This is a genomic window from Terribacillus saccharophilus (genome assembly GCF_046592595.1).
Taxonomy (GTDB): domain Bacteria; phylum Bacillota; class Bacilli; order Bacillales; family Amphibacillaceae; genus Terribacillus; species Terribacillus saccharophilus_C.
Genome location: NZ_JAWVPF010000004.1, coordinates 178,026 through 200,553, shown reverse-complemented (window position 1 = coordinate 200,553; position 22,528 = coordinate 178,026). Strand labels below are relative to the sequence as shown.

The following is a 22,528-nucleotide window of genomic DNA, read 5'->3' as shown; positions in this document are numbered from 1 at the left end:
GCATGCACCCGACCTGCTTATATCTAGAGAATAATGAAGGAGTGGACAGACTTTGGATATCGATACAGATATGATATTGGTACTGGACTTTGGCAGCCAGTACAACCAATTGATCACAAGAAGGATCCGGGAGTTCGGTGTATACAGCGAATTACATTCCCACAAACTGACAGCAGATGAGATTCGTAAGATGAACCCGAAAGGAATCATCCTTTCCGGCGGACCGCATAGTGTATATGACGAAAATAGCTTCCGCTGTGACGAAGAAATCTTCGAACTAGGAATTCCAGTATTGGGTATCTGCTACGGTATGCAGCTGATGATGCAGCATTTCGGCGGTAATGTGCAGCGTGCCGACAGCCGGGAATACGGCCGTGCGGAAATTACACTGACAAATCCTTCCGTCATTTTTAAAGACTCACCGGAAAAACAGCTAGTCTGGATGAGCCATGGTGATAAAGTATTGGATCCAGCTCCAGGCTTCAGCGTCGATGCGACAAGCCCGTCCACCCCAGTTGCTGCCATCAGCAACAAAGAACGTAACCTTTATGGTGTTCAGTACCACCCAGAAGTGCGCCATTCCGAGTACGGCAATCATATGCTGAAGCAGTTCGTATTCGACGTCTGCCACGCAAAAGCGGAATGGACAATGGAAAACTTCATCGAGATGGAAACAGAAAAAATCCGTCAGCAAGTCGGTGACAAAAATGTCCTATGTGCATTGAGCGGCGGAGTGGACTCTTCCGTAGTAGCTGCTCTTATCCACAAAGCAATCGGCGACCAGCTGACATGTATTTTCGTGGATCATGGTTTGCTTCGTAAAAACGAAGGTGCAATGGTTGAGAAGACTTTCCGTGACGAATTCAAAATCAACTTGGTTGCAGTGCATGCACAAGACCGTTTCTTGGGCAAGCTGAAAGGCGTTTCCGATCCAGAGCAGAAACGTAAAATCATCGGTAATGAATTCATTTATGTATTCGATGATGAAGCATCCAAGCTTGAAAACATGGACTTCCTTGCACAAGGTACACTGTATACGGATATCGTTGAAAGTGGTACAGAAACAGCACAGACAATCAAATCCCACCATAACGTGGGCGGACTGCCAGAAGATATGCAGTTCGAATTGATCGAGCCATTGAAAACATTGTTCAAAGACGAAGTACGTGAACTGGGAACAGAGCTTGGCTTGCCGGATGCAATCGTTCACCGTCAGCCATTCCCAGGTCCTGGTCTAGCAATCCGTGTTATCGGTGAGATCACGGAAGAAAAGCTTGAAATCGTCCGCGAATCCGATGCAATCCTTCATGAGGAGATTGCGAAAGCAGGTCTTGAACGTGATATCTGGCAGTATTTCACTGTGCTTCCTGGATTCAAAAGCGTTGGTGTAATGGGAGATGCTCGTACGTATGATTACACATTAGGAATCCGTGCGGTAACTAGTATCGACGGTATGACGTCCGATTGGGCTCGTATCCCTTGGGATGTATTGGAGCGTATTTCTGTACGTTTCGTCAATGAAGTGAATCATGTTAACCGTGTCGTGTATGACATAACTAGTAAGCCACCAGCAACAATCGAGTGGGAATAATAAAAGAGGCCATGCTATCAATCAGATAGCATGGCCTCTTTTTGTGCAAGCAGATGTGATTTTCCGGATTGCTGGTCATGAATTAACTCGTGAATGGATAGCAGTTCATACAGATAGATGCTTTCAATCGGGAAGTAGCCATCTGCCGGATCCTTGGGCATATCAATACTCCAAAATAGCTGGAACAGGTCTTGGAATTGCCTATCGTCTGTCATTTGGTCGTCCTTCATCCAAAGTGACAGACGCTCTTGAACGGTTTCGGTTGCTGCAATGTAACCGTAACGTTGTTCCGTATTCCAATGCAGCTGTTTGCCGCTCTGTCCGGCATGTATCATATTCCAGAGATGGTAGTGAATCAGCTTCAGCTTCTGAGTCAGCGCTGCTTCTTTATCCAATACAGCTTTCGCTTTTGAATTCGGAAGGTGGTAGCGTATTTCCTGTTGCTGTTGCTGCACATACTGTTCCAAGAGAAGCCTTTCGTCTGTCAGTTGTCGGAATGAAGCTGTTAAGCTATGGACTGGCTGGTCTCCTTGAGTTTTCCTGATCCTTATATCAACAAATGCATGAAGCAGCTCATTCGTATGCGATATAACCAAATCTAACTGCTGACGCGATTTCTTAAAGTAATCTGGCGGCAGGATAAGCATATTGACCAATGTGGAAATGATGATCCCAATAACACTCCCGCCGAGCCGGGCCCAGAAATCCGCCCAAAGACTTGTATGTTCTACGTCAATCATTGCAACCGCTGTAATCGTAGCTACGATCAAACCTGCATGGAGCTTCAGTTTGTAGCAAACCAAAATTGTCAAAAAAGCCGCTGCCGTGTAAGTCAGCGGAGAAGCTCCGAATAAATAGATCGAAAGTACGGAAAAACCTGCTCCGACCATACTGGCCGGCAGGCGGATCAGTCCTTTTTGTATGGATGCGTGAATTGTCGGCTCGATCGTCACGATAGCGGCAATTACAGCAAAAGCGGGCGATATGTGTACAATTTCACAAATTAATGCAGTAAAAAACACAGCAATCCCTGTCTTGATGACACGGCTGCCGATGAAAAACTTCTTCACTTAATGTCAACACCTTTGATGTAGCATGTTTACATTATAAAGTGTATAAAGCTGGCAGGCAATGGTTGTAACTGGAAGTATTATAGGGCTTGGAGCTTGTTTTTTAGAGTGAGGGTATAACCGCCGCGTGTTCTGGGTAAAAGAAGAAAACTTGGACCGGAAATACAGGGGGTAGCCATGATAATTAATTTGGTTAAACAGAATAAAGTCAATTTCAAACGCATTTACGGTGCATCTAGTTCAATTGCCAACATCGTTAGATTCGATTCCCGGCGTGTGGCGAGTGGAGATGTATTTGTCTGTATACAAGGGGATAATCACGACGGGCATGCCTATATTGAGGACGCTATTGCGCAAGGTGCTTCTATCATTATCGGAACGGAAGAAGATCTTTTAAAATCCTTTTATCGGCAGTACGATGACCGCACTTTCCTTGTCGTAGAAGATGCTCGACTGGCGATGGCGCAGATGGCAGTTCTTTTGTCCGGCGAGGCTTGGAAAAAGCTTATTACAATAGCTGTAACAGGTACAAACGGAAAGACGACCGTAGCGGCATATGTCCGTTCGATACTGAATCAACTCCTGGTTCGGACAACTTCTATCGGAACTTGTGGCATTATCTCCTCTAAAGAAAAGGTGGACTTCTTCAAGAGTACGCCTACAACGCCAGAATCCGCTGATTTGCATGTTCTTTTCAAACAGCTGGCGGCCGAAGGGGAAAAAGCAGTTGTCCTGGAGGCAACATCTATTGCACTGGAACAAAAGCGTACAGCGGCGATGACTTTCGATGTCGCTATTCACACCAATTTGTCCCCAGAGCACTTGGAATTCCATGAAACAATGGATAATTATAAGGGTGCAAAGCTGAAATTGTTTGATCAAGCATCTTCTGCAATCGTCAATCTCGATGATGAAGGGATGTCTGCAGATATCCTGGATATGTATCGAGGGAAAGTGCTGACTTATAGCTTAAAGCAGCAAAGCGGAGCAGATTTGGCTGCGCTTAATCTGCGAACAGATATGGCAGGCACGCGATTTGATCTATATGCTGATGGGAAATCTTATGCTGTTCATACTCCGATATTTGGCGAATATAATATTGCCAATTTACTTGCTGCTGTCGGAACAGCGATCCTTCTAGGATTTGATTTGGACGTGATTGTGGATGTGCTGGGTGCTATTGAAAGTCCAGAAGGTCGTTTTGAAGTACTCGAACAATTCGGCAAAAGGAAAATCATCCTTGATTATGCCCATACACCAGCTGCGTTGGATCAGCTGTTGGATGCAGTAAATACTATTCCGCATCATCGCTTGATTGTAATGATCTTGGGAGTGGGTATACGAGATTTCGGAAAAATGCCGAAAATGGCCAAGACTGTGGAGGGAAGGGCAGATGAGATTGTTGTGTCGGTTGATCACCCAGGCTATCATGACCCTCAAACCATAATAGATTCGGTATGTAAGGGCTTTTCCGACTCTGTACAGAATGTATCCATGGCACTGACGAGGGCAGATGGAGTCCGTCTTGCGCTCGAGCTCAGCCAAGAAGGAGACATTGTCCTGCTTACGGGTGGACAAATCAATGGGGCTCAGTTTGTCAAAGGGAAGGCTGTTCCGCACTCTGATCACGCAATTATTCAATCTTATTTTGAGGAACAAAGTGCGGAAAAGATCAAGTCGACGATCAGCTGAATAAGTTGGAAACGATTACTAATACTATTCTTAGGTCTAATTACCGAAAAAAGATTGACGAAGCAGGCAAAATGCTTTTATAGTGAAAGAGTATTAATACTATATATTTTTCGTCTTCGTATAATTTTGGGAATATGGCCCATGAGTTTCTACCAGGTTACCGTCATTAACCTGACTACGCTGACATTTCGATCTGAGTTACATAATCAGATGTGGTGTAGATAAGAAACGCTTCTTGCCTTTGGCAGAAGTGTTTTTTATTTGAAAGCTTATCCTGCCCAATCGAAGCAACAGGAGGAGTAACAAGTTATGAAACGTTTTTTCCGCTTTGACGAATTGAACACGTCTTACCGGACCGAGATTATTGCAGGGATCACGACATTCTTATCCATGGCGTACATCCTTTTTGTTAATCCGAATGTCTTAACTCTTCAAGGAGTTCCTGATAGTGCACTTCCCGGCGGCCGTATGGATGCTGGTGCAATCTTCACTGCTACAGCGATTGCTTCTGCAATTGGAACACTTATCATGGGTGTTTTCGCCAAATTGCCAATAGCGCTTGCTCCTGGTATGGGATTGAATGCATTCTTTGCTTTCACGGTTGTCCTTACCTATGGCATCCCATGGGAAACAGCATTGGCAGGTGTTCTTGCTTCCGGTATCATTTTCATGATTCTTTCTCTTTCTGGTTTGCGTGAGCTTCTGATCAACGCAATTCCGCCAACTTTGAAATTGGCAGTCGGTGCTGGTATTGGACTTTTCATCGCTTTCATTGGATTAAAAAATGCCAACCTCGTAGTTATGAGTGAGGATACAGTAGTGGCTCTTGGAGATATCCACAGCGGTCCAGCACTATTAGCAATCTTTGGTATCTTTGTTACAGCAATTCTCTTAGTAAAAGGATTTCGTGCAGCAATCTTCATTGGAATGATCATTACAGCTGCAGCCGGTATGATTGTCGGCTTGATCGATCCGCCAACAGCAGTAGGAGACGTTGTCGGCAGCGTACCAAGTCTTGCTCCTACATTCGGAGCAGCATTTGCGCATTTCGGTGATATCTTCACTATTCAAATGCTTACTGTTATCCTGACGTTCCTATTCGTTGATTTCTTTGACACAGCAGGTACGTTGGTTGCAGTTGCAACGAAGGCTGGACTAATGAAAGACGGCAAGCTTCCGAATCCAGGACAAGCCTTGCTTGCAGACTCTGGTGCTACTGTTGCTGGTGCTGTGCTTGGTACTTCCAACACAACTGCATATGTTGAATCAACAACAGGCGTAGGTGCAGGTGGGAGATCAGGATTTACAGCAGTTGTTACAGCTATTTGTTTCCTTTTGGCATTATTCTTCAGCCCGCTGTTATCCGTCATCACAAATGAAGTGACAGCGCCTGCCCTGATAGTGGTTGGTGTGCTGATGTGTTCTTCCTTGAAGGAAATCGAGTGGGATAAAGTTGAGCTGGCTGTTCCGGCGTTCTTCACAATTCTTATGATGCCACTTACAGGCAGTATTGCTACAGGTATTGCGGTCGGTTTTATTTTCTACCCGCTTACCTTGTTGGTAAAAGGTCGTGTGAAAGAGATCCATCCAGTAATGTGGTTCTTGTTCGTAGTATTCCTTTTATACTTCATCTTTTTGGCATAAATAGAAGCCGCTCCTACCGGGGGCGGCTTTTTTTTACAGGCGAAATATGACAAATTTCTGGTCGGATTTTACCTTTATGCGTTGATTGCGACGGCGGCGGGTATAATTGTATTATACTAACGAGAGATTATCGTCTGTCAGCGGGCGAGGAGGAGGAATTTCTATGAGTAACCGTTCAGTGAAGCTGGCTTGGTTCAGCTTACTGGCATTTATCGCAGCCATCGTCGTCAATTATCTGTCCAATGCCTTGCCGCTCGGAGGGAAGAACACCCGTCAATTATCTGATCAGCTTGGCGTATTATTTCAGCCGGCAGGCTATGCTTTCAGCATCTGGGGAGTAATTTATCTTTTCGTCTTTATTTGGGTCATCCGCTTGTTCCTGCGGTCGACACGCGAGACAGAATGGTACGGAAAAGCAGCTGGAGCATTCATCGCAAGTTGTATTTTCAACATCGCCTGGCTCTTCACCTTCCATTATCAGTTCTTCAGCTTATCTATCATTCCAATGGTAGCGCTGCTGATTTCCTTGATCATCCTGTATCAAACCATCGCTACTTCATCTGATCGCCGGAAATTTGATTTGTTTCCATTTTCTATCTATCTTGGCTGGGTTTCCGTCGCGACAATTTTGAACGTAGGCATTCTATTTGTATCGCTTGGCGTAGATAATGTGGAAGGATGGCTTTTGTCAGGAGAAGTTTGGACAATCATAATTTTAATCGTCGGTGCGATTCTTGCTATTGGCTTTATGAACGTTTTCCGTGATAGTATTTATCCGCTCGTATTTATTTGGGCATATTTAGCCATTGCTGCCGCTCGTGCAGAAGAATTTCCGGCTATCACAGCGGTAGCTAGTATCATGGCAGTAATCATCTTGATAGCCATACCGATTCATTTGCTACGAAGGAAAAAACGTAAGTATGGCTACTGATTCAACAAGTAATAATTTTTATGTGTAAGAGGAGGAAGCAAGTTGCTGGAAATACCGCTCGTCATGCTGCTGATCATTTTTGTCGTCAACATCGTCTATGTAAGCCTTAATACATTAAGGGTCATCCTGACACTAAAAGGAAGGCGATATATTGCAGCAGGCGTCAGTGTATTCGAGATTACGATCTATACGATTGGTCTTGGCTTAGTACTGGACAATTTGGATCAAATCCAGAACCTGATCGCCTACGCACTTGGTTTCGGAATCGGTGTTATCCTTGGTTCGAAGATAGAAGAGAAGCTTGCGCTCGGCTATATAACCGTCAATGTCATCTCTTCCGATCCGAGTATCGAGTTTACAAGACGACTTCGTGAAAAAGGGTATGGTGTCACCAGCTGGTTCGCTTATGGAATGGATGGGGACCGCCTTGCGATGCAAATCCTGACGCCGCGAAAATATGAACTCCGGCTTTATGAAGCCATCAAGGAAATCGATCCGAAGGCGTTTATCATTGCCTACGAGCCTCGTCAGATTTTTGGCGGTTTCTGGGTGAAAAGTGTAAAAAGGGAGCGTATCCGTAATGCCAAAAGAAAAGAAACCGGCAAAGAAACGATTTGAGCTCGGTGAAAATGAGTCAATCGATGCTTGCTTGGACCGTATTAAAGCAGAGGGCTACTTGCCAGTCCGGAAAGTAGAAGAACCGATCTTCCGCGAGACTACCGAAAATGGGTCAAAGAAGGTAGAACCGATCGGAAGGAAAGTTGTTTTTGATACAAAATTACTAAAAACCGAACATTAAATATAACAATATAACCATCGTTCGATTTTTTCATTGACGATGTGTGTCAGAATTGTTATCATAAACATGCATGAAAGACACGGCTGGATTTGACAACAATACAGCATGAAGCTAGAAGCTGTGCTTTATAGATCGTACCTCATATATTTCCGGAAATACGGTCCGGAAGTCTCTACCTGCTACCGTAAATGGCGGACTATGAGGGAAGATGAACTGCATGATTATGAGCCTACGACACCGTATGCCTATTCGTCTTCTCTCAGTTAGCGGGAGAGGTGAATAGGCTTTTTTTACGGCAAAAAGAAGAAAGAGGGATTAAGATGGCAGAGATTGGTATCATCATGGGCAGTATCTCTGATTGGGAGACCATGGAGCATACGTGCAAGCTATTGGAAGAGCTGGATCTTCCTTTTGAGAAAGACGTGATTTCAGCCCATCGGACACCTGAGGATATGTTTGATTATGCAGCGAGTGCCAGGGAAAGAGGCTTGAAGGTGATCATTGCCGGTGCTGGCGGTGCAGCACATCTGCCAGGAATGGTAGCAAGCAAGACTACCTTGCCTGTGATCGGTGTTCCAGTACAGACAAAAGCACTTGATGGAATGGATTCTTTGCTCTCTATCGTTCAGATGCCAGGAGGTGTTCCGGTGGCTACTGTAGCAATCGGAAAAGCAGGAGCTAAAAATGCCGGCATACTGGCGGCCCAAATTCTTGGTACACATGATAAACAAATTGCGGAACGTCTGCTGGCATATCAGCAAGGTATGAAGAAACAAGTAGCGGAAATGAGGAATCAGCTTGCGACCAAATAATATCATCACTATCGGCATTCTTGGAGGCGGGCAGCTCGGCCGCATGATGGCAACAGCTGCGAAACATATGGGATATAGAATCATAGTTCTTGATCCAACGCATGATTGTCCAGCAGCACAAGTGGCGGACATGCATATTGAAGCGGCTTATGATGATAGGGACGCGATCCGGAAACTAGAAAGCTTAAGCGATGTTGTAACGTATGAATTCGAAAATGTCGATCTGGATGCCGCTAAACTTCTGGAGGAAAAGGGAAAGCTTCCGCAAGGTTCTCTTCTACTGGAAATCAGCCGGGATCGAGCGAATGAAAAGAATCTCATGAGAGAGCTGGATCTGCCAGTAGCGCCGTTTGCGATTGTGACAGACGAGAAGGAATTGCTGACAGGAGTTAGAGAAATCGGTTTTCCAGCTGTCGTAAAAACTTGCCGCGGCGGATACGATGGCAAAGGTCAGTTAAAACTGGAATCTAAGGATGATCTGCAAGAAGCTGCTGCCTTTGTCCGCCAAAATGGACGCTGCATTGTAGAATCATGGCTAACATTCGATAAGGAGATATCGATTGTGCTGACAAGAGGACAGGATGGAGAAATCACGTATTTTCCGACAGCAGAAAATGAACACCGAGACCACATCCTTTATCGGACTATCGCACCTGCCAGCATCACGGGCGAAGTAGCCGAGCAAGCGCGTCATGCTGCTGGCAAGCTGGCAAAAGCAGCTGGAGTTGTCGGTACCTTTACCGTCGAGATGTTCGTCTCAGGCAATGAGCTTTATATGAATGAAGTGGCGCCGCGGCCGCATAATTCCGGTCATTATACAATTGAAGCTTGTACGGTATCGCAATTTGAGCAGCATATCCGAGCCATATGTGCACTGCCTCTTTTGCCGGTCCATTTTATCGGGGCCGCCGTTATGATAAATTTATTAGGAGAAGAGCTGGACCAGTATTGGCAGCAGCCTGACAGACCACTCGCCCACATCCATGATTACGGCAAGCAAGAAGCTAAGCCAAAACGGAAAATGGGGCATTTCACAATGGTTGGGACGTCACGTGAGACTTTGCTGGATGCAACCGATGCTTTTACACGATCACTAGGAGGAAACAAAGCATGATTGAACGTTATACAAGAGAAGAAATGGGTAACATCTGGACGGATGAAAACAAATATAAGGCATGGCTTGAGGTTGAGATCTTAGCATGCGAAGCGTGGAGTGACCTAGGCATCATCCCTGAAGCCGATGTAAAAGCATTGCGCGAAAATGCATCCTTTGATATCAATCGCATTTTGGAAATAGAGCAGGAAACACGTCATGATGTGGTTGCCTTCACTCGCGCTGTCTCCGAGACATTGGGCGAAGAGCGGAAATGGGTGCATTACGGACTGACATCCACAGATGTAGTCGATACTGCATTATCTTATCTTTTGCTGCAGGCAAACAAAATCATCCGTAAAGGCATCGTCAACTTCATTGATATCTTGGAAGCGAAAGCGAAAGAACATAAGCATACGGTCATGATGGGGCGCACACATGGCGTGCACGCTGAGCCAACGACTTTCGGTTTGAAAATGGCGTTATGGTATGAAGAAATGAAACGTAATCTGGAGCGTTTTGACGCTGCTGCTGACACGATTCAATACGGCAAGCTTTCCGGTGCGGTCGGTACATATGCAAATATCGATCCGTATGTGGAGAAATACGTGACGAAAAAACTTGGCTTGAAGCCGGCACCAGTATCCACGCAAACATTGCAGCGTGACCGCCACGCACAATACATGGGCACGCTGGCATTGATCGCAACTAGCATCGAGAAGTTCGCAACGGAAATCCGCGGTCTTCAGAAAACTGAAACGCGTGAAGTGGAAGAGTTCTTCGCAAAAGGTCAAAAAGGTTCTTCGGCAATGCCGCACAAACGTAACCCGATCGGATCTGAAAACATGGTCGGCATGTCCCGTCTGATCCGCGGCCACATGGTCACAGCTTATGAGAACGTTGCCCTTTGGCATGAACGCGATATCTCCCATTCATCCGCAGAGCGCGTCATCTTACCAGATGCGACAATCGCACTGGATTATATGCTGAGCCGATTCTCTAACATCATAAAGAACTTGACAGTATTCCCTGAAAACATGAAACGCAATATCGACCGCACATACGGCGTCATTTTCTCTCAGCGTGTATTGCTTGCCTTGATTGACAAAGGCATGAGCCGTGAGCAAGCATACGATATCGTTCAGCCGAAAGCGATGGAAGCGTGGGAAACAGAAACACAATTCAAACAGCTTATTGAAGCTGAAACATCAATCTCTGCTTTCCTTAGCCAGGAAGAAATTGATGACTGCTTCGACTATACGTACCACTTGAAAAATGTAGATCAGATTTTCCATAAGATCGGACTAGAATAATATACTGACAAACGGGGTGGGAGAACGTGAGAGGAAAATTGCTGTACGAAGGAAAAGCTAAGCAAGTGTTTCAATCAGCCGAAAATGAGCAAGAGCTCGTGCTGTCTTATAAAAATGATGCCACAGCATTCAATGGTAAGAAGAAAGCAAGCTTTGAAGGTAAAGGCCGCTACAACAACCTTATCTCGACCCATATTTTCGAATACCTGCAGGAGCAGGGCATCTCGTCGCACTTCATCAAGCCGCTCAGCGAAACAGAGCAGCTTGTGAAGAAGACAACTATCGTACCGCTTGAAGTGGTCGTTCGGAATGTTGCAGCAGGAAGCATTACGAGAAGGCTTGGTATTCCGGAAAAGACCGTTTTCCAACCCGTTTTAACAGAGCTTTACTATAAAGATGACAGCTTGGATGATCCGATCATCAATGATTCCCATGCTTTAATGCTGACGGATGTGAATGAAGAAGAGCTTGCCTTTATTAAGCAAGCTGCATTGGAAGTCAACCAGCATCTGCAGACGTTCTTTGACCGAGTAGGTCTGCAGCTGGTCGATTTCAAACTGGAATTCGGCCGTGACCAAGACGGCTGTATTCTTCTCTCTGATGAAATTTCTCCCGATACATGCCGGCTTTGGGACAAAGAGAATGGCGGCAAGATGGACAAGGATGTATTCCGAGAAGACCTTGGTAGCTTGATCGACGTATATGATGCAATTCTAAATCGACTGGAGGCAGCAAAATGAAAAAGGTAAAAATCTTTATCACGCTGAAAGAAGGGGTTTTAGACCCGCAAGGTAAGGCTGTACAGGAAGCACTGCAGGCAAATGGATTCCCGGATGTCGCAGATACACGTGTCGGTAAATACATCGAAATGACACTGCAAGATGATGCTGATGTAGCACTGGAAGTACAGCGTATGTGTGATAAGCTGCTTGCCAACCCTGTCATGGAGGAATACAGCTATACAGTCGAGGAGGGTGTACGCTCGTGAGATTTGCTGTCATTGTTTTTCCAGGCTCCAACTGTGACCGCGATATGTACCATGCAGTCAAGGACGGTTTAGGTGAAGAAGCGGAACTAGTATGGTATGAAAATGCGAATCTGGCAGACTATGATGCTATCTTGCTTCCGGGCGGATTCAGCTACGGTGATTATCTTCGCTCCGGTGCAATCGCATCAGTATCGGATGTCTTGAACCAAATCAAGATAAAAGCAGAAGCTGGTACACCAGTCCTTGGAGTGTGCAATGGCTTCCAGATTTTATTGGAAACAGGCTTGCTGCCAGGTGCGATGCTGCGAAATGAAAAGCTGAAGTTCATGTGTCATTATGAGACGCTTGTTGTCGAAAGAGCCGACACAATGTTCACAAGCGGCTATGAAAAAGGCCAGCAAATTCAAATTCCGATCGCCCATGGCGAAGGAAATTACTATTGCGACGATAGAACGCTGGAAGAGCTCAAGCAAAATAATCAGATTGTTTTTACTTACAAGAACAATCCGAATGGTTCCCGGGATGATATTGCCGGAATCGTCAATAAAGCAGGTAATGTGCTAGGTATGATGCCGCATCCAGAGCGAGCTGTGGAGGGTCTGCTCGGTTCAAGCGATGGACTTGCGATGTTCCAATCCGTACTACAACACTGGAGGGAAATGTATGTTACAACAAGCTGAAATCAGTCCGGAAAAAATCGAACAAGATCGTCTGTACCGGGATATGGGTTTGACAGATGAGGAATTCCAATCCGTCAAGAATATCCTTGGCAGACAGCCGAATTTCACGGAAACAGGCATTTTCTCGGTTATGTGGTCAGAGCATTGCAGCTACAAAACATCCAAGCCATTATTGCGCAAATTCCCGACTGAAGGACCGCATGTCCTGCAAGGTCCTGGTGAAGGTGCTGGAATCGTGGATATCGGGGATGACAAAGCGGTTGTGTTCAAAATAGAGAGTCATAACCACCCTTCGGCTGTCGAGCCTTATCAAGGTGCGGCTACAGGTGTCGGCGGTATCATTCGTGACGTATTCTCCATGGGTGCGCGACCAATTGCGCTTTTGAACAGCTTGCGTTTCGGTAACCTGACGACTCCACGTGTGAAGTATTTGCTGGAGGAAGTTGTCCACGGTATAGCTGGTTACGGAAACTGTGTCGGTGTACCGACTGTTGGCGGTGAGATCCAGTTCGATGCTAGTTACGAAGGCAATCCGCTTGTCAATGCGATGTGTGTTGGCTTGATCGACCAGAAGGATATCCAAAAAGGGATTGCAGCTGGTGTCGGTAATACAGTTATCTACGCAGGTGCTCCGACCGGCCGTGATGGTATCCATGGTGCAACGTTTGCGTCAGAGGACTTGAGCGAGGAATCTGAATCGAAACGTCCTTCTGTTCAGGTTGGTGATCCGTTCATGGAAAAACTTTTGATCGAAGCATGCTTGGAAGTGATTCAGCACGAAGCACTTGTTGGTATTCAGGATATGGGCGCAGCTGGTTTGACATCAAGTGCAAGTGAAATGGCCAGCAAAGCTGGTATGGGCATGGAAATGAATCTTGATCTTGTACCGCAGCGCGAACAGCACATGACCCCATATGAACTGATGCTGTCTGAATCCCAGGAGCGTATGCTGCTTGTCGTGAAGAAGGGCGAGGAGCAGGGCATCATCGAAGTATTCGAAAAATACGGATTACAAGCTGTTGCTGTAGGTACTGTAACGGATGACAAACAGTTCCGTCTTTTGCATCATGGTGAAGTTGCAGCAGAGATTCCGGTTGATAGTTTGGCAGAAGATGCACCAGTTTATTACAAAGAATCAAAGGTACCTGACTATTACACAGAATTCCAGACTATCGAGTACAAGCCAGCTGTTTTGGATCATGCAGCGACGCTGAAGCAGCTATTGCAGCAGCCGACGATTGCCAGCAAGGAATGGGTGTATGATCAATATGATAGCATGGTTGGTGCAAGTACGGTCGTCGCACCTGGAAGTGATGCGGCAATCGTGCGCGTACGCGGAACAGAGAAAGCAATTGCAATGACGACAGATTGTAATTCCCGCTATATCTATCTGGATCCAGAAACTGGCGGCAAGATTGCTGTGGCAGAAGCAGCTCGTAATATCATCAGTTCAGGTGCGAAGCCGCTTGCGCTGACAGATGGACTGAACTTCGGAAACCCGGACAAACCCGAGAACTTCTGGCAGATGGAAAAAAGCGTCGATGGTATGAGCGCTGCATGTCTTGCTTTGGGAACACCAGTCATCAGTGGTAATGTATCGCTTTATAACGAGTCCAACCAGCAAGCCATTTTCCCGACACCGATCGTTGGAATGGTAGGTTTGGTTGAGAATTTGGCGCATGTAACGACAAGCCAATTCAAGCAAGCTGGCGATGCTATTTATCTGCTGGGTGAAACGAAGGCCGAATTCGGCGGAAGCGAGCTGCAGAATGTGCTGGAAGGTCGTTATTACGGTAAAGCACCTGCAATTGATCTTGCTGTGGAAGCAAGCAATCAGAAAGCAGTACTAGCTGGCATCCAGCAAGGATTCATAGCATCTGCACATGATCTTGCAGAAGGCGGTCTTGCTGTTGCTTTGGCAGAAAGCTTGTTCGGCACGGAGCTTGGCGCTAAGGTAACAATCGACGGCGATGTAACAGTGGCGCTTTTCAGCGAATCACAGTCCCGTTTCTTATTGACAGTTTCCCCAGAAAACCAGGCGGCTTTCGAACAGGCAGTACCAGGAGCGAAGAAAATTGGTTTGGTAACAGATGAAGCGGAGCTTGCTGTAGATCAAGACGGACAATCAATCATCTCAGAAGCAGTACCGACACTCGAGGCACTTTGGAAAGGAGCTATCCCATGCTTGCTGAAATCAAAGGCTTGAATGAGGAATGCGGCGTCTTTGCGATTTGGGGACATGAGAAAGCTGCAGAAGTAACGTATTACGGCCTTCATGCCCTGCAGCATCGCGGACAGGAGGGAGCCGGAATCGTTACGACCGATCGGGAAAACCTCCATTTACACAAAGGAATCGGCCTGATCAATGAGGTATTCTCCGAAGGACAATTCAATAAGCTGAACGGCAATGCTGCGATTGGCCATGTACGCTATGCGACGGCTGGCGGCGGAGGCTATGAGAACGTACAGCCATTGCTGTTCCGCTCCCAGAAAGATAGCCTGGCAATCGCACATAACGGAAACCTCGTCAACGCATACGGCCTGAAGCAGCAGCTGGAAGCACAGGGCAGCATTTTACAGACTTCCTCTGATACAGAGGTGATTGCCCATTTGATCAAGCGCAGCGGCCAGATAGAATTGGAAGAGGCAATCAAGTCAGCACTCAGTATGGTCAAAGGTGCTTACAGTCTTACAATCCTTACCGAAACCCAGCTGTTTGTAGCAGTCGATCCGAAGGGATTGCGTCCATTGTCACTTGGCCGACTTGGTGATGCCTGGGTTGTATCTTCTGAAACATGTGCGTTTGATGTAACAGGAGCGGAATATGTTCGTGAAGTAGAGCCGGGCGAATTGATTACAATCAGTGATGCTGGACTTCATACACAGCGTTTTTCTTCCACTCTTGAGAGATCGCTTTGTTCGATGGAGTATGTGTACTTCTCTCGTCCGGATTCCAATTTGAACGGACAGAACGTGCATGCTTCCCGTAAAAAAATGGGGAAAGTGCTCGCACAGGAAGCTCCGATTGAAGCGGACGTCGTAACAGGTGTACCGGATTCAAGCATTTCGGCGGCTATCGGTTTTTCCGAAGCTTCCGGTATACCGTACGAGCTTGGTTTGATCAAGAACCGTTATGTTGGCCGCACATTTATCCAGCCTTCTCAGGAGCTTCGTGAACAAGGCGTGAAGATGAAGCTGTCAGCTGTACGCGGTATTGTGGAAGGTAAACGCGTCGTCATGGTCGATGATTCAATCGTGCGCGGGACAACAAGCAAACGGATCGTCCGGATGCTGAAAGAAGCTGGTGCAACAGAAGTGCATGTGCGCATTGCTTCCCCGCCGATCCAAAATCCATGCTTCTACGGAATTGATACATCGACAACATCTGAACTGATTGCTGCTAACCACAGCATTGAGGAGATGCGCGAGCTGATTGAAGCAGATACTCTTTCATTCCTGTCAGTCGAAGGCCTGGAGGATTGCATTGTCGGGGACAATGACAAAATGACACATGGTATATGCAAAGCGTGCTTTACAGGAAACTATCCAACCGAAATTTATCCGGATACAGTACTTCCGGCGTACAAATGTTAGGAGGGCAAGCATGAGCGAACTTTACAAACAAGCCGGCGTGGATGTCGAAGCAGGCTATCGCGCAGTAGATTTAATGAAAAAACATATCAACCGTACGAACCGACCGGAAGTGATCGGTGGTGTCGGCGCGTTTGCCGGACTGTTCGACTTATCATCTTTCTCCTATAAAGAACCGGTACTCGTTTCCGGGACGGATGGAGTTGGCACGAAACTGAAGCTGGCTTTTGATATGGATCAGCATGATACAGTCGGAATCGACCTTGTCGCTATGTGTGTGAATGACATTATCGCTCAAGGTGCGCAAGCGTTGTTCTTCCTGGATTATATTGCCTGCGGTAAAAATGAACCGGAAAAAATCGAGCAGATTGTGAAAGGTATCGCTGATGGCTGTGTCGAAGCGGGTGCTGCGCTAATCGGCGGCGAGACAGCTGAAATGCCTGGTATGTATGGAGCGGAGGAATACGATTTAGCTGGTTTTGTCGTCGGTATCGGGGAAAAGAGCAAGCTGATCAGCGGCGATGCCGTCAAAGCAGGAGACGCGATTATCGGGATTGCTTCCAGCGGTCTGCATTCTAACGGCTTTTCCCTAGTGCGTCGTCTAATTGATCAGCATGGACTGGACCTCAATGAAGTGTACGCACCATTTGACCGTCCTTTAGGAGAAATCCTGCTCGAGCCTACTAAAATCTATGCTAAAGCAGTGCGTGCTGTCCAAGAGAAAATGGACATCCATGGTATCTCTCATATTACTGGCGGCGGCTTCCATGAGAACCTTCCGCGTGCAGTGCCTGAAGATCTAGGCGTTCGAATACAGACTGGAAGCTGGGAGCTGCCGGCTGTTTATGAATTTCTAATGGAAAAAGCACAGCTAGTCTTTGAGGATATGCTTGGTGTATTCAATACAGGAATCGGCATGGCGCTGATCGTTTCCCAGGAAGATGCGGAAGAAGCGATGGCTATACTTCGGGAAGCTGGTGAGAGTGCCTGGATCATCGGCGAAGTAACGGATAAGACGGGCGTGGAGTTTTCCGCGTGATTCCGGCTGCCGTTTTTGCTTCCGGCAGCGGCAGCAATGCAGAAGCAATTGTGCAGGCTTTGGAATTACCTTGTACAATTCAGCTGCTTGTTTGTGATAAACCGGATGCTCCTGTCATTAGCAAAGCAGAAGAATGGGATGCAGAGGTTTTAGTCTGCGACCCGAAAACCTTTGCAGATAAACAAGCCTATGAACAAGCTATCCTTACTAAACTGCAAGAAAAACAGATCGAGTGGATTTTTCTGGCGGGTTATATGCGCTTAATCGGAAACACGCTTCTTGAAGCTTATCCTGAACGGATTTTGAACATCCATCCGTCGCTGCTTCCTGCATTTGCCGGCAAAGATGCTATCGGACAAGCGTTGTCTGCAGGTGTGAAAGTGAGCGGAGTGACGATCCATTTTGTTGATGCGGGTATGGATACCGGTAATATCATCGCCCAGGAAGCTGTTCCAGTCCTGGAAACAGATACCCATCAATCACTGCATCAACGTATTCAAGCAATTGAGCACCGCCTTTATCCAGAAACAATCAAATACATACTTACAGAACGAAATAGAAAGGAATGACTGTAATGCCACGTGCGTTAATCAGCGTATCAGATAAAACAGGAATCATCTCTTTTGCCAAAGGTTTGGCAGAACTGGATTATGACATCATTTCGACTGGAGGCACTTTGAAACAGCTTCAAGAAGCAGGCATTCCAGCTGTAGCGGTGTCTGACGTAACGAAATTTGATGAAATCATGGACGGACGTGTTAAGACATTGCATCCAGCCATCCACGGCGGCTTGTTGGCTAGAAGAGATGACGAAAGCCATATGCAGCAGCTGAAAGAACGCGACATTACGCCAATCGATTTGGTCGTGGTGAATCTCTATCCGTTTAAAAATACGATTGAGAAGCCAGGTGTTACAGAAGCGGATGCAATTGAAAATATCGACATCGGCGGACCGACAATGCTTCGTTCGGCAGCCAAAAACTTTGCTGGTGTCACTGTTCTAGTTGATCCGGATGATTATGATATGACATTGTCTGCTTTGCAGCAGGGAGAGCTTTCTTATGAAGCGAAACGCCGATTAGCAGGTAAGGTTTTCCGTCACACAGCAAATTACGACGCAATGATAGCAAGTTACTTTGCGGAATTGAATGAGGAACAAGATACAGAAACATTGACGCTTACGTATGAAAAAGTCCAATCGCTGCGTTATGGAGAGAACCCGCATCAGAAAGCGGCATTCTACAAGGATCCTATTGTCAAAGGCGCTTCTATTGCGAACGCAAAGCAGCTGCATGGCAAGGAGCTTTCTTATAATAATATCCAGGATGCAAATGCAGCACTGGAGATCGTTATGGAATTCCAGGAGCCTGCTGCGGTAGCAGTCAAGCATATGAACCCTTGCGGCGTCGGTATCGGTGAAACTATTTCGAATGCGTTCCATAAAGCATTTGAAGCAGATCCTACATCCATTTTCGGCGGCATTGTAGCTTTGAACCGTGAAGTGGACAAAGACACGGCATTGCAGCTGAAAGAAATCTTCTTGGAAATCGTTATCGCACCTGGCTTCACGGATGAGGCATTGGCTTTATTGACGGAGAAAAAGAATATCCGTTTATTGGAGCTTGCTGCAGATAGTATCCAGCAGCCGAAAAAGGTTGTTAGCGTAAGCGGCGGTTTGCTCGTGCAGGATTATGATGCAGGTGCTGTAACAGAAGCAGAACTTACTGTTGCGACTGACCGTAAGCCGACAGAAGAAGAAATGAAAAATCTACTTTTCTCATGGAAAGTTGTAAAACAAGTGAAATCCAATGCTATCGTTGTAGCCAAAGATGATCAGACAATTGGTGTAGGGGCAGGACAGATGAACCGAGTTGGTGCTGCTAAAATTGCCTTGGAACAAGCAGGCGAAAAAGCGGCAGGAGCGGTACTTGCGTCGGATGCCTTCTTCCCAATGCCGGATACAGTTGAAGCCGCAGTTAAAGCTGGTGTGACAGCGATCATCCAGCCAGGAGGATCTAAACGGGACGAAGATTCTGTCGCTGTATGCAATGCACATAACATTGCCATGGTCTACACAGACATGCGCCACTTCAAGCACTAATTGTCAGGGGGAGACATTGTGAAAGTTCTTGTGATAGGCAGCGGCGGCCGCGAGCATAGCATCGTCGCAAAGCTAGCTTCAAGTACCAAGGTAACAGCATTGTACGCAGCACCAGGAAATGGCGGAATGGCTGACTTGGCCACTTGTGTACCGATTGATGTAACAGCTGTGGACGACCTTATCCAATTTGCAAAGGAGGAACAAATCGACTGGACGTTTGTCGGACCGGAAATTCCTTTGCTTGCAGGTGTCGTCAATGCTTTCCAGCAAGAAGGACTTAACGTATTCGGACCAACGAAGGAAGCAGCTTTGATTGAAGGAAGCAAGGATTACGCGAAGAGCTTTATGCGTGTTCATGCTATCCCGACTGCAGCAAGTGAAACTTTTTCTGATGCAGAGAGAGCAAAAGCATATATTGAGAAAAAAGGTGCGCCAATTGTTGTGAAAGCAGATGGTCTTGCCGCTGGTAAAGGCGTTGTTGTGGCCATGACAGTCGAGGAAGCAAATGAAGCTGTAGAAAGTATGCTGGTCGATAATCAGTTCGGCCAAGCGGGCAGCCTCGTTATTATTGAGGATTTTCTTGACGGCAAAGAATTTTCGCTGATGGCTTTCGTCAATGGTGAGAATGTCTATCCGCTCGTACCTGCTCGTGATCATAAGCGCGTTTACGATAATGATCAGGGACCAAATACAGGCGGTATGGGTGCGTACGCCCCCATACCAGATTTGCAGCAGGCTGTGATTGATGAAGCGATTGAACGAATATTAAAGCCTGCAGCAGCTGGACTTGTTAAAGAAGACCGTTCATTTACTGGTGTATTGTACGCTGGTCTTATTGAAACAACAGATGGTCCCAAAGTGATTGAATTCAATGCCCGGTTTGGTGATCCTGAAACACAGGTCATCCTGCCGCTGTTGGAAAATGATTTGCTGCAGGTCATGGAGGATGTCTCGGCTGGTGAAGATCCCAACCTGACATGGAAGGATGCTTATGCTACCGGCACAGTCATTGCAGCAAGCGGCTACCCGGGAAGTTATGATAAGCAGCTTCCGATCCCGGACTTAGCGGAACTGCCGCAGGACGTATACTGTATTCACGCGGGTACGGAAAAAGCGGCAGACGGTTATGTTTCCAACGGGGGACGCATCTTGTTCATTGGTTCTGTACATCATAATCGAATCGATGCTGTAAAAAGTGTCAAAAAAGGTCTTGAGATCTTTAAAGATAATGCGAATTTCCATTATCGGACCGATATTGGATTCGGGAAATAAAGGAAAGAAGAACTGGTATACGGGCCAGTTCTTCTTTTTTATTCCCCTTGGGAATCCTGTTCTTTCCCCCGGGAATCTTGATTTTGATCTTGGGAATCCTGTTTATGAAGGAATTGATTGATGATGGTCATACTCGGGCAGTAGCGTACGATTCCTTCCGCAATTTTCATCGCACCTGCCAGCAAGGCTAAGTGAGCCATTAACTTCTTCGGTCTTGTCACAAGGACTGCTGTTGCATATCCGACTATGCTGACTCCGGCAGTAATTCGGATCATCGCCTGTATTATCCCCATATTAGGTTTCAATGGTAGCCCCCCTTTCATTCTATAGGTCTTAGTTTTCCTGCTGTTTTCAGCGTTTATGCTAGTATAAAAATTCCATGTACGTCGTATTACGCAAATTCGCTCAGATGATGTATGATAAAGGATAAGGTAAGAAGCACATATGTGCGTATGGGGGAGGGAAGCTGTATGCAGCTTGATAAGCTCCGTGGAGAGCATTTAGATGAATTATTTCAGGCGATTCTATCGTTAAAGAATATCGAGGAATGCTATCGCTTCTTCGATGATATTGCGACGATCAGCGAAATACAATCGCTTACACAGCGCCTGCAAGTGGCAAAGATGCTGCGTGATGGAGCAACGTATCACGCAATTGTCCAGGAAACGAGCGCATCGACAACGACGATTTCCCGTGTGAAGCGCTGCCTCAATTACGGTAACGATGGATATAATACGGTACTTGAGCGTTTGGAAGAAAAAACAGAAGATTAAGGAGCTGACATTGGATGGTACGCTTTGGTGTAGTCGGAACGAACTGGATTACAGAAATATTTCTGGAAGCAGCTAAAAAGGTCGATCACTTTGATTTGACGGCTGTCTACTCACGTAAGCTTGAAAAGGCGGAGGAATTCGCTGGTAAGCACAAAGCAGTACATACGTTTACCGATATCGAACAGATGGCGGCGAGCGGAGAAATCGATGCGGTTTATATTGCGAGCCCGAATGCTTTGCATGCAGGGCAAGCCAAGATTTTCATGCAGCATGGTGTGCATGTTTTGTGTGAAAAGCCTTTAGCTTCCAATACTGCTGAAATAAAGGATCTCATACAAACTGCAAAGCAGCATGATGTGCTACTGATGGAAGCAATGAAATCGACATTCCTTCCGAATTTCCATGCTGTTCAGCAGAATCTGGAGAAAATCGGAACAGTGCGCCGCTATGTGGCGCAGCTTTGTCAGTACTCATCACGCTACGATGCTTACCGTCAAGGGACGATTCTGAATGCATTCAATCCGGAACTCAGCAATGGTGCAACGATGGATATCGGTATCTATTGTCTGTATCCGCTCGTTGCGCTGTTCGGCAAGCCAAAAGAAATCAAGGCGAGCGGAACGTTGCTTGAATCCGGTGTGGATGGCCAGGCAACGATAACGCTGACGTACGATGGTATGGAGGCACTTGTGTACTATTCAAAAATAACCAGCTCTACTCTGCCTTCTGAAATACAAGGAGAAGATGCGACTATCCGGATCGATCATATCGGACATTTTGAAGATGTGAAGATACAGTACCATGACAGTACAGAGGAGACGATCAGCGTTCCGCAGGATAACGGCCATCACATGAGATATGAAATAGAGGAATTCGTGAATCTGATTCAATCAGGAAAGCGCGAATCAAGCATCAATACACATGAACTGGCACTATCCGTAGCGGAAATCATGGAGAAAGCGCGTAATCAATTCGGCTTGATTTTCCCAGCTGACCGGATCCAATGACATACTGAAGCCTGGCAATTGGTTGCCGGGCTTTCTTCGTTCGTAAACTCTTCGTATTTTCCTCACTGTAACCACTGAATTATCCAGTCGATTTTTGCTATAATGAACGTTATGGAAGCAAGTAATGGAGGA

At 46.4% G+C, this 22,528-nt stretch carries 22 protein-coding genes and 2 riboswitches; of the genes, 20 read left to right on the top strand and 2 right to left on the bottom strand.

Annotated features, from left to right (window positions below):
* Window positions 1-70: 70 nt before the first annotated feature.
* On the top strand, window positions 71-1,591 hold the full coding sequence (guaA, locus tag SFC25_RS08115) for a glutamine-hydrolyzing GMP synthase (protein ID WP_411214979.1): 1,521 nt from the start codon (window positions 71-73) through the stop codon (window positions 1,589-1,591).
* A gap of 17 nt (window positions 1,592-1,608) precedes the next feature.
* On the opposite strand, the gene SFC25_RS08110 is transcribed toward guaA, so the two are convergent.
* Window positions 1,609-2,661 carry an FUSC family protein gene (locus tag SFC25_RS08110; protein WP_411214787.1) on the bottom strand — a complete coding sequence of 351 codons (1,053 nt, stop codon included), beginning with the start codon at window positions 2,659-2,661 and terminating at the stop codon, window positions 1,609-1,611.
* A 177-nt stretch (window positions 2,662-2,838) separates the two neighbouring features.
* Here SFC25_RS08110 and SFC25_RS08105 point away from each other — a divergent pair, with 177 nt between their 5' ends.
* The 17 genes from SFC25_RS08105 (at window position 2,839) to purD (ending at window position 20,616) form a co-directional block, all read left to right on the top strand.
* The gene (locus SFC25_RS08105) at window positions 2,839-4,353 is read left to right on the top strand and encodes a UDP-N-acetylmuramoyl-L-alanyl-D-glutamate--2,6-diaminopimelate ligase (protein WP_411214786.1); all 1,515 of its coding nucleotides are present in this window, start codon (window positions 2,839-2,841) and stop codon (window positions 4,351-4,353) included.
* Between the two features lie 96 nt (window positions 4,354-4,449).
* Window positions 4,450-4,551: riboswitch (purine riboswitch) on the top strand.
* 111 nt (window positions 4,552-4,662) lie between these two features.
* Window positions 4,663-5,997: an NCS2 family permease gene (locus tag SFC25_RS08100; RefSeq protein ID WP_411214785.1), complete on the top strand. Its 1,335-nt coding sequence runs from the start codon at window positions 4,663-4,665 to the stop codon at window positions 5,995-5,997.
* 163 nt (window positions 5,998-6,160) lie between these two features.
* On the top strand, window positions 6,161-6,928 hold the full coding sequence (locus tag SFC25_RS08095; RefSeq protein WP_411214784.1) for a TspO/MBR family protein: 768 nt from the start codon (window positions 6,161-6,163) through the stop codon (window positions 6,926-6,928).
* 42 nt (window positions 6,929-6,970) lie between these two features.
* On the top strand, window positions 6,971-7,546 hold the full coding sequence (locus SFC25_RS08090; protein ID WP_411214783.1) for a DUF2179 domain-containing protein: 576 nt from the start codon (window positions 6,971-6,973) through the stop codon (window positions 7,544-7,546).
* Window positions 7,509-7,727, top strand: coding sequence for an NETI motif-containing protein (locus SFC25_RS08085; RefSeq protein ID WP_411214782.1), 219 nt, complete (start codon window positions 7,509-7,511; stop codon window positions 7,725-7,727). The genes SFC25_RS08090 and SFC25_RS08085 overlap by 38 nt, the downstream gene beginning before the upstream one ends.
* 119 nt (window positions 7,728-7,846) lie before the next feature.
* Window positions 7,847-7,946: riboswitch (purine riboswitch) on the top strand.
* 101 nt (window positions 7,947-8,047) lie between these two features.
* A complete protein-coding gene (purE, locus tag SFC25_RS08080; RefSeq protein WP_411214781.1) occupies window positions 8,048-8,539 on the top strand; it encodes a 5-(carboxyamino)imidazole ribonucleotide mutase in 492 nt (163 codons plus the stop codon).
* Complete coding sequence (gene purK, locus SFC25_RS08075; RefSeq protein WP_411214780.1) at window positions 8,526-9,653, top strand: 5-(carboxyamino)imidazole ribonucleotide synthase; 1,128 nt, start codon at window positions 8,526-8,528, stop codon at window positions 9,651-9,653. The genes purE and purK overlap by 14 nt, the downstream gene beginning before the upstream one ends.
* A complete protein-coding gene (gene purB, locus SFC25_RS08070) occupies window positions 9,650-10,945 on the top strand; it encodes an adenylosuccinate lyase (protein ID WP_411214779.1) in 1,296 nt (431 codons plus the stop codon). The genes purK and purB overlap by 4 nt, the downstream gene beginning before the upstream one ends.
* Before the next feature lie 26 nt (window positions 10,946-10,971).
* Window positions 10,972-11,685 carry a phosphoribosylaminoimidazolesuccinocarboxamide synthase gene (purC, locus tag SFC25_RS08065; protein WP_411214778.1) on the top strand — a complete coding sequence of 238 codons (714 nt, stop codon included), beginning with the start codon at window positions 10,972-10,974 and terminating at the stop codon, window positions 11,683-11,685.
* Window positions 11,682-11,933 (top strand): phosphoribosylformylglycinamidine synthase subunit PurS, encoded by a 252-nt coding sequence (gene purS, locus SFC25_RS08060; RefSeq protein WP_411214777.1) that lies wholly within the window; start codon window positions 11,682-11,684, stop codon window positions 11,931-11,933. Before purC ends, purS begins: the two co-directional genes overlap by 4 nt.
* Window positions 11,930-12,613 (top strand): phosphoribosylformylglycinamidine synthase subunit PurQ, encoded by a 684-nt coding sequence (gene purQ / locus SFC25_RS08055; protein WP_411214776.1) that lies wholly within the window; start codon window positions 11,930-11,932, stop codon window positions 12,611-12,613. The genes purS and purQ overlap by 4 nt, the downstream gene beginning before the upstream one ends.
* On the top strand, window positions 12,597-14,819 hold the full coding sequence (gene purL, locus SFC25_RS08050) for a phosphoribosylformylglycinamidine synthase subunit PurL (protein ID WP_411214775.1): 2,223 nt from the start codon (window positions 12,597-12,599) through the stop codon (window positions 14,817-14,819). Before purQ ends, purL begins: the two co-directional genes overlap by 17 nt.
* Window positions 14,795-16,207: an amidophosphoribosyltransferase gene (purF, locus tag SFC25_RS08045; protein ID WP_411214774.1), complete on the top strand. Its 1,413-nt coding sequence runs from the start codon at window positions 14,795-14,797 to the stop codon at window positions 16,205-16,207. The genes purL and purF overlap by 25 nt, the downstream gene beginning before the upstream one ends.
* 10 nt (window positions 16,208-16,217) lie before the next feature.
* Window positions 16,218-17,243 (top strand): phosphoribosylformylglycinamidine cyclo-ligase, encoded by a 1,026-nt coding sequence (purM, locus tag SFC25_RS08040; RefSeq protein ID WP_411214773.1) that lies wholly within the window; start codon window positions 16,218-16,220, stop codon window positions 17,241-17,243.
* On the top strand, window positions 17,240-17,812 hold the full coding sequence (gene purN / locus SFC25_RS08035) for a phosphoribosylglycinamide formyltransferase (protein ID WP_411214772.1): 573 nt from the start codon (window positions 17,240-17,242) through the stop codon (window positions 17,810-17,812). Before purM ends, purN begins: the two co-directional genes overlap by 4 nt.
* 5 nt (window positions 17,813-17,817) lie before the next feature.
* A complete protein-coding gene (gene purH, locus SFC25_RS08030) occupies window positions 17,818-19,344 on the top strand; it encodes a bifunctional phosphoribosylaminoimidazolecarboxamide formyltransferase/IMP cyclohydrolase (RefSeq protein WP_411214771.1) in 1,527 nt (508 codons plus the stop codon).
* An 18-nt stretch (window positions 19,345-19,362) separates the two neighbouring features.
* Complete coding sequence (gene purD / locus SFC25_RS08025) at window positions 19,363-20,616, top strand: phosphoribosylamine--glycine ligase (RefSeq protein ID WP_411214770.1); 1,254 nt, start codon at window positions 19,363-19,365, stop codon at window positions 20,614-20,616.
* A gap of 38 nt (window positions 20,617-20,654) precedes the next feature.
* On the opposite strand, the gene SFC25_RS08020 is transcribed toward purD, so the two are convergent.
* Window positions 20,655-20,921, bottom strand: coding sequence for a YgaP family membrane protein (locus tag SFC25_RS08020; RefSeq protein ID WP_411214769.1), 267 nt, complete (start codon window positions 20,919-20,921; stop codon window positions 20,655-20,657).
* A 165-nt stretch (window positions 20,922-21,086) separates the two neighbouring features.
* Here SFC25_RS08020 and SFC25_RS08015 point away from each other — a divergent pair, with 165 nt between their 5' ends.
* Complete coding sequence (locus tag SFC25_RS08015) at window positions 21,087-21,389, top strand: YerC/YecD family TrpR-related protein (protein WP_411214768.1); 303 nt, start codon at window positions 21,087-21,089, stop codon at window positions 21,387-21,389.
* A 14-nt stretch (window positions 21,390-21,403) separates the two neighbouring features.
* Window positions 21,404-22,396: a Gfo/Idh/MocA family protein gene (locus SFC25_RS08010; RefSeq protein WP_411214767.1), complete on the top strand. Its 993-nt coding sequence runs from the start codon at window positions 21,404-21,406 to the stop codon at window positions 22,394-22,396.
* The last annotated feature ends 132 nt before the right edge of the window (window positions 22,397-22,528 follow it).

Excerpts from the sequence above, each read along its gene's own strand:
- purS (WP_411214777.1), top strand. The coding sequence starts at position 11,682 with ATGAAAAAGGTAAAAATCTTTATCACGCTGAAAGAAGGGGTTTTAGAC.
- SFC25_RS08095 (WP_411214784.1), top strand. The coding sequence starts at position 6,161 with ATGAGTAACCGTTCAGTGAAGCTGGCTTGGTTCAGCTTACTGGCATTT.
- purH (WP_411214771.1), top strand. The coding sequence starts at position 17,818 with ATGCCACGTGCGTTAATCAGCGTATCAGATAAAACAGGAATCATCTCT.
- purF (WP_411214774.1), top strand. The coding sequence starts at position 14,795 with ATGCTTGCTGAAATCAAAGGCTTGAATGAGGAATGCGGCGTCTTTGCG.
- SFC25_RS08100 (WP_411214785.1), top strand. The coding sequence starts at position 4,663 with ATGAAACGTTTTTTCCGCTTTGACGAATTGAACACGTCTTACCGGACC.
- SFC25_RS08085 (WP_411214782.1), top strand. The coding sequence starts at position 7,509 with ATGCCAAAAGAAAAGAAACCGGCAAAGAAACGATTTGAGCTCGGTGAA.
- purB (WP_411214779.1), top strand. The coding sequence starts at position 9,650 with ATGATTGAACGTTATACAAGAGAAGAAATGGGTAACATCTGGACGGAT.
- purE (WP_411214781.1), top strand. The coding sequence starts at position 8,048 with ATGGCAGAGATTGGTATCATCATGGGCAGTATCTCTGATTGGGAGACC.
- SFC25_RS08010 (WP_411214767.1), top strand. The coding sequence starts at position 21,404 with ATGGTACGCTTTGGTGTAGTCGGAACGAACTGGATTACAGAAATATTT.
- SFC25_RS08015 (WP_411214768.1), top strand. The coding sequence starts at position 21,087 with ATGCAGCTTGATAAGCTCCGTGGAGAGCATTTAGATGAATTATTTCAG.
- guaA (WP_411214979.1), top strand. The coding sequence starts at position 71 with ATGATATTGGTACTGGACTTTGGCAGCCAGTACAACCAATTGATCACA.
- purM (WP_411214773.1), top strand. The coding sequence starts at position 16,218 with ATGAGCGAACTTTACAAACAAGCCGGCGTGGATGTCGAAGCAGGCTAT.
- SFC25_RS08105 (WP_411214786.1), top strand. The coding sequence starts at position 2,839 with ATGATAATTAATTTGGTTAAACAGAATAAAGTCAATTTCAAACGCATT.
- purL (WP_411214775.1), top strand. The coding sequence starts at position 12,597 with ATGTTACAACAAGCTGAAATCAGTCCGGAAAAAATCGAACAAGATCGT.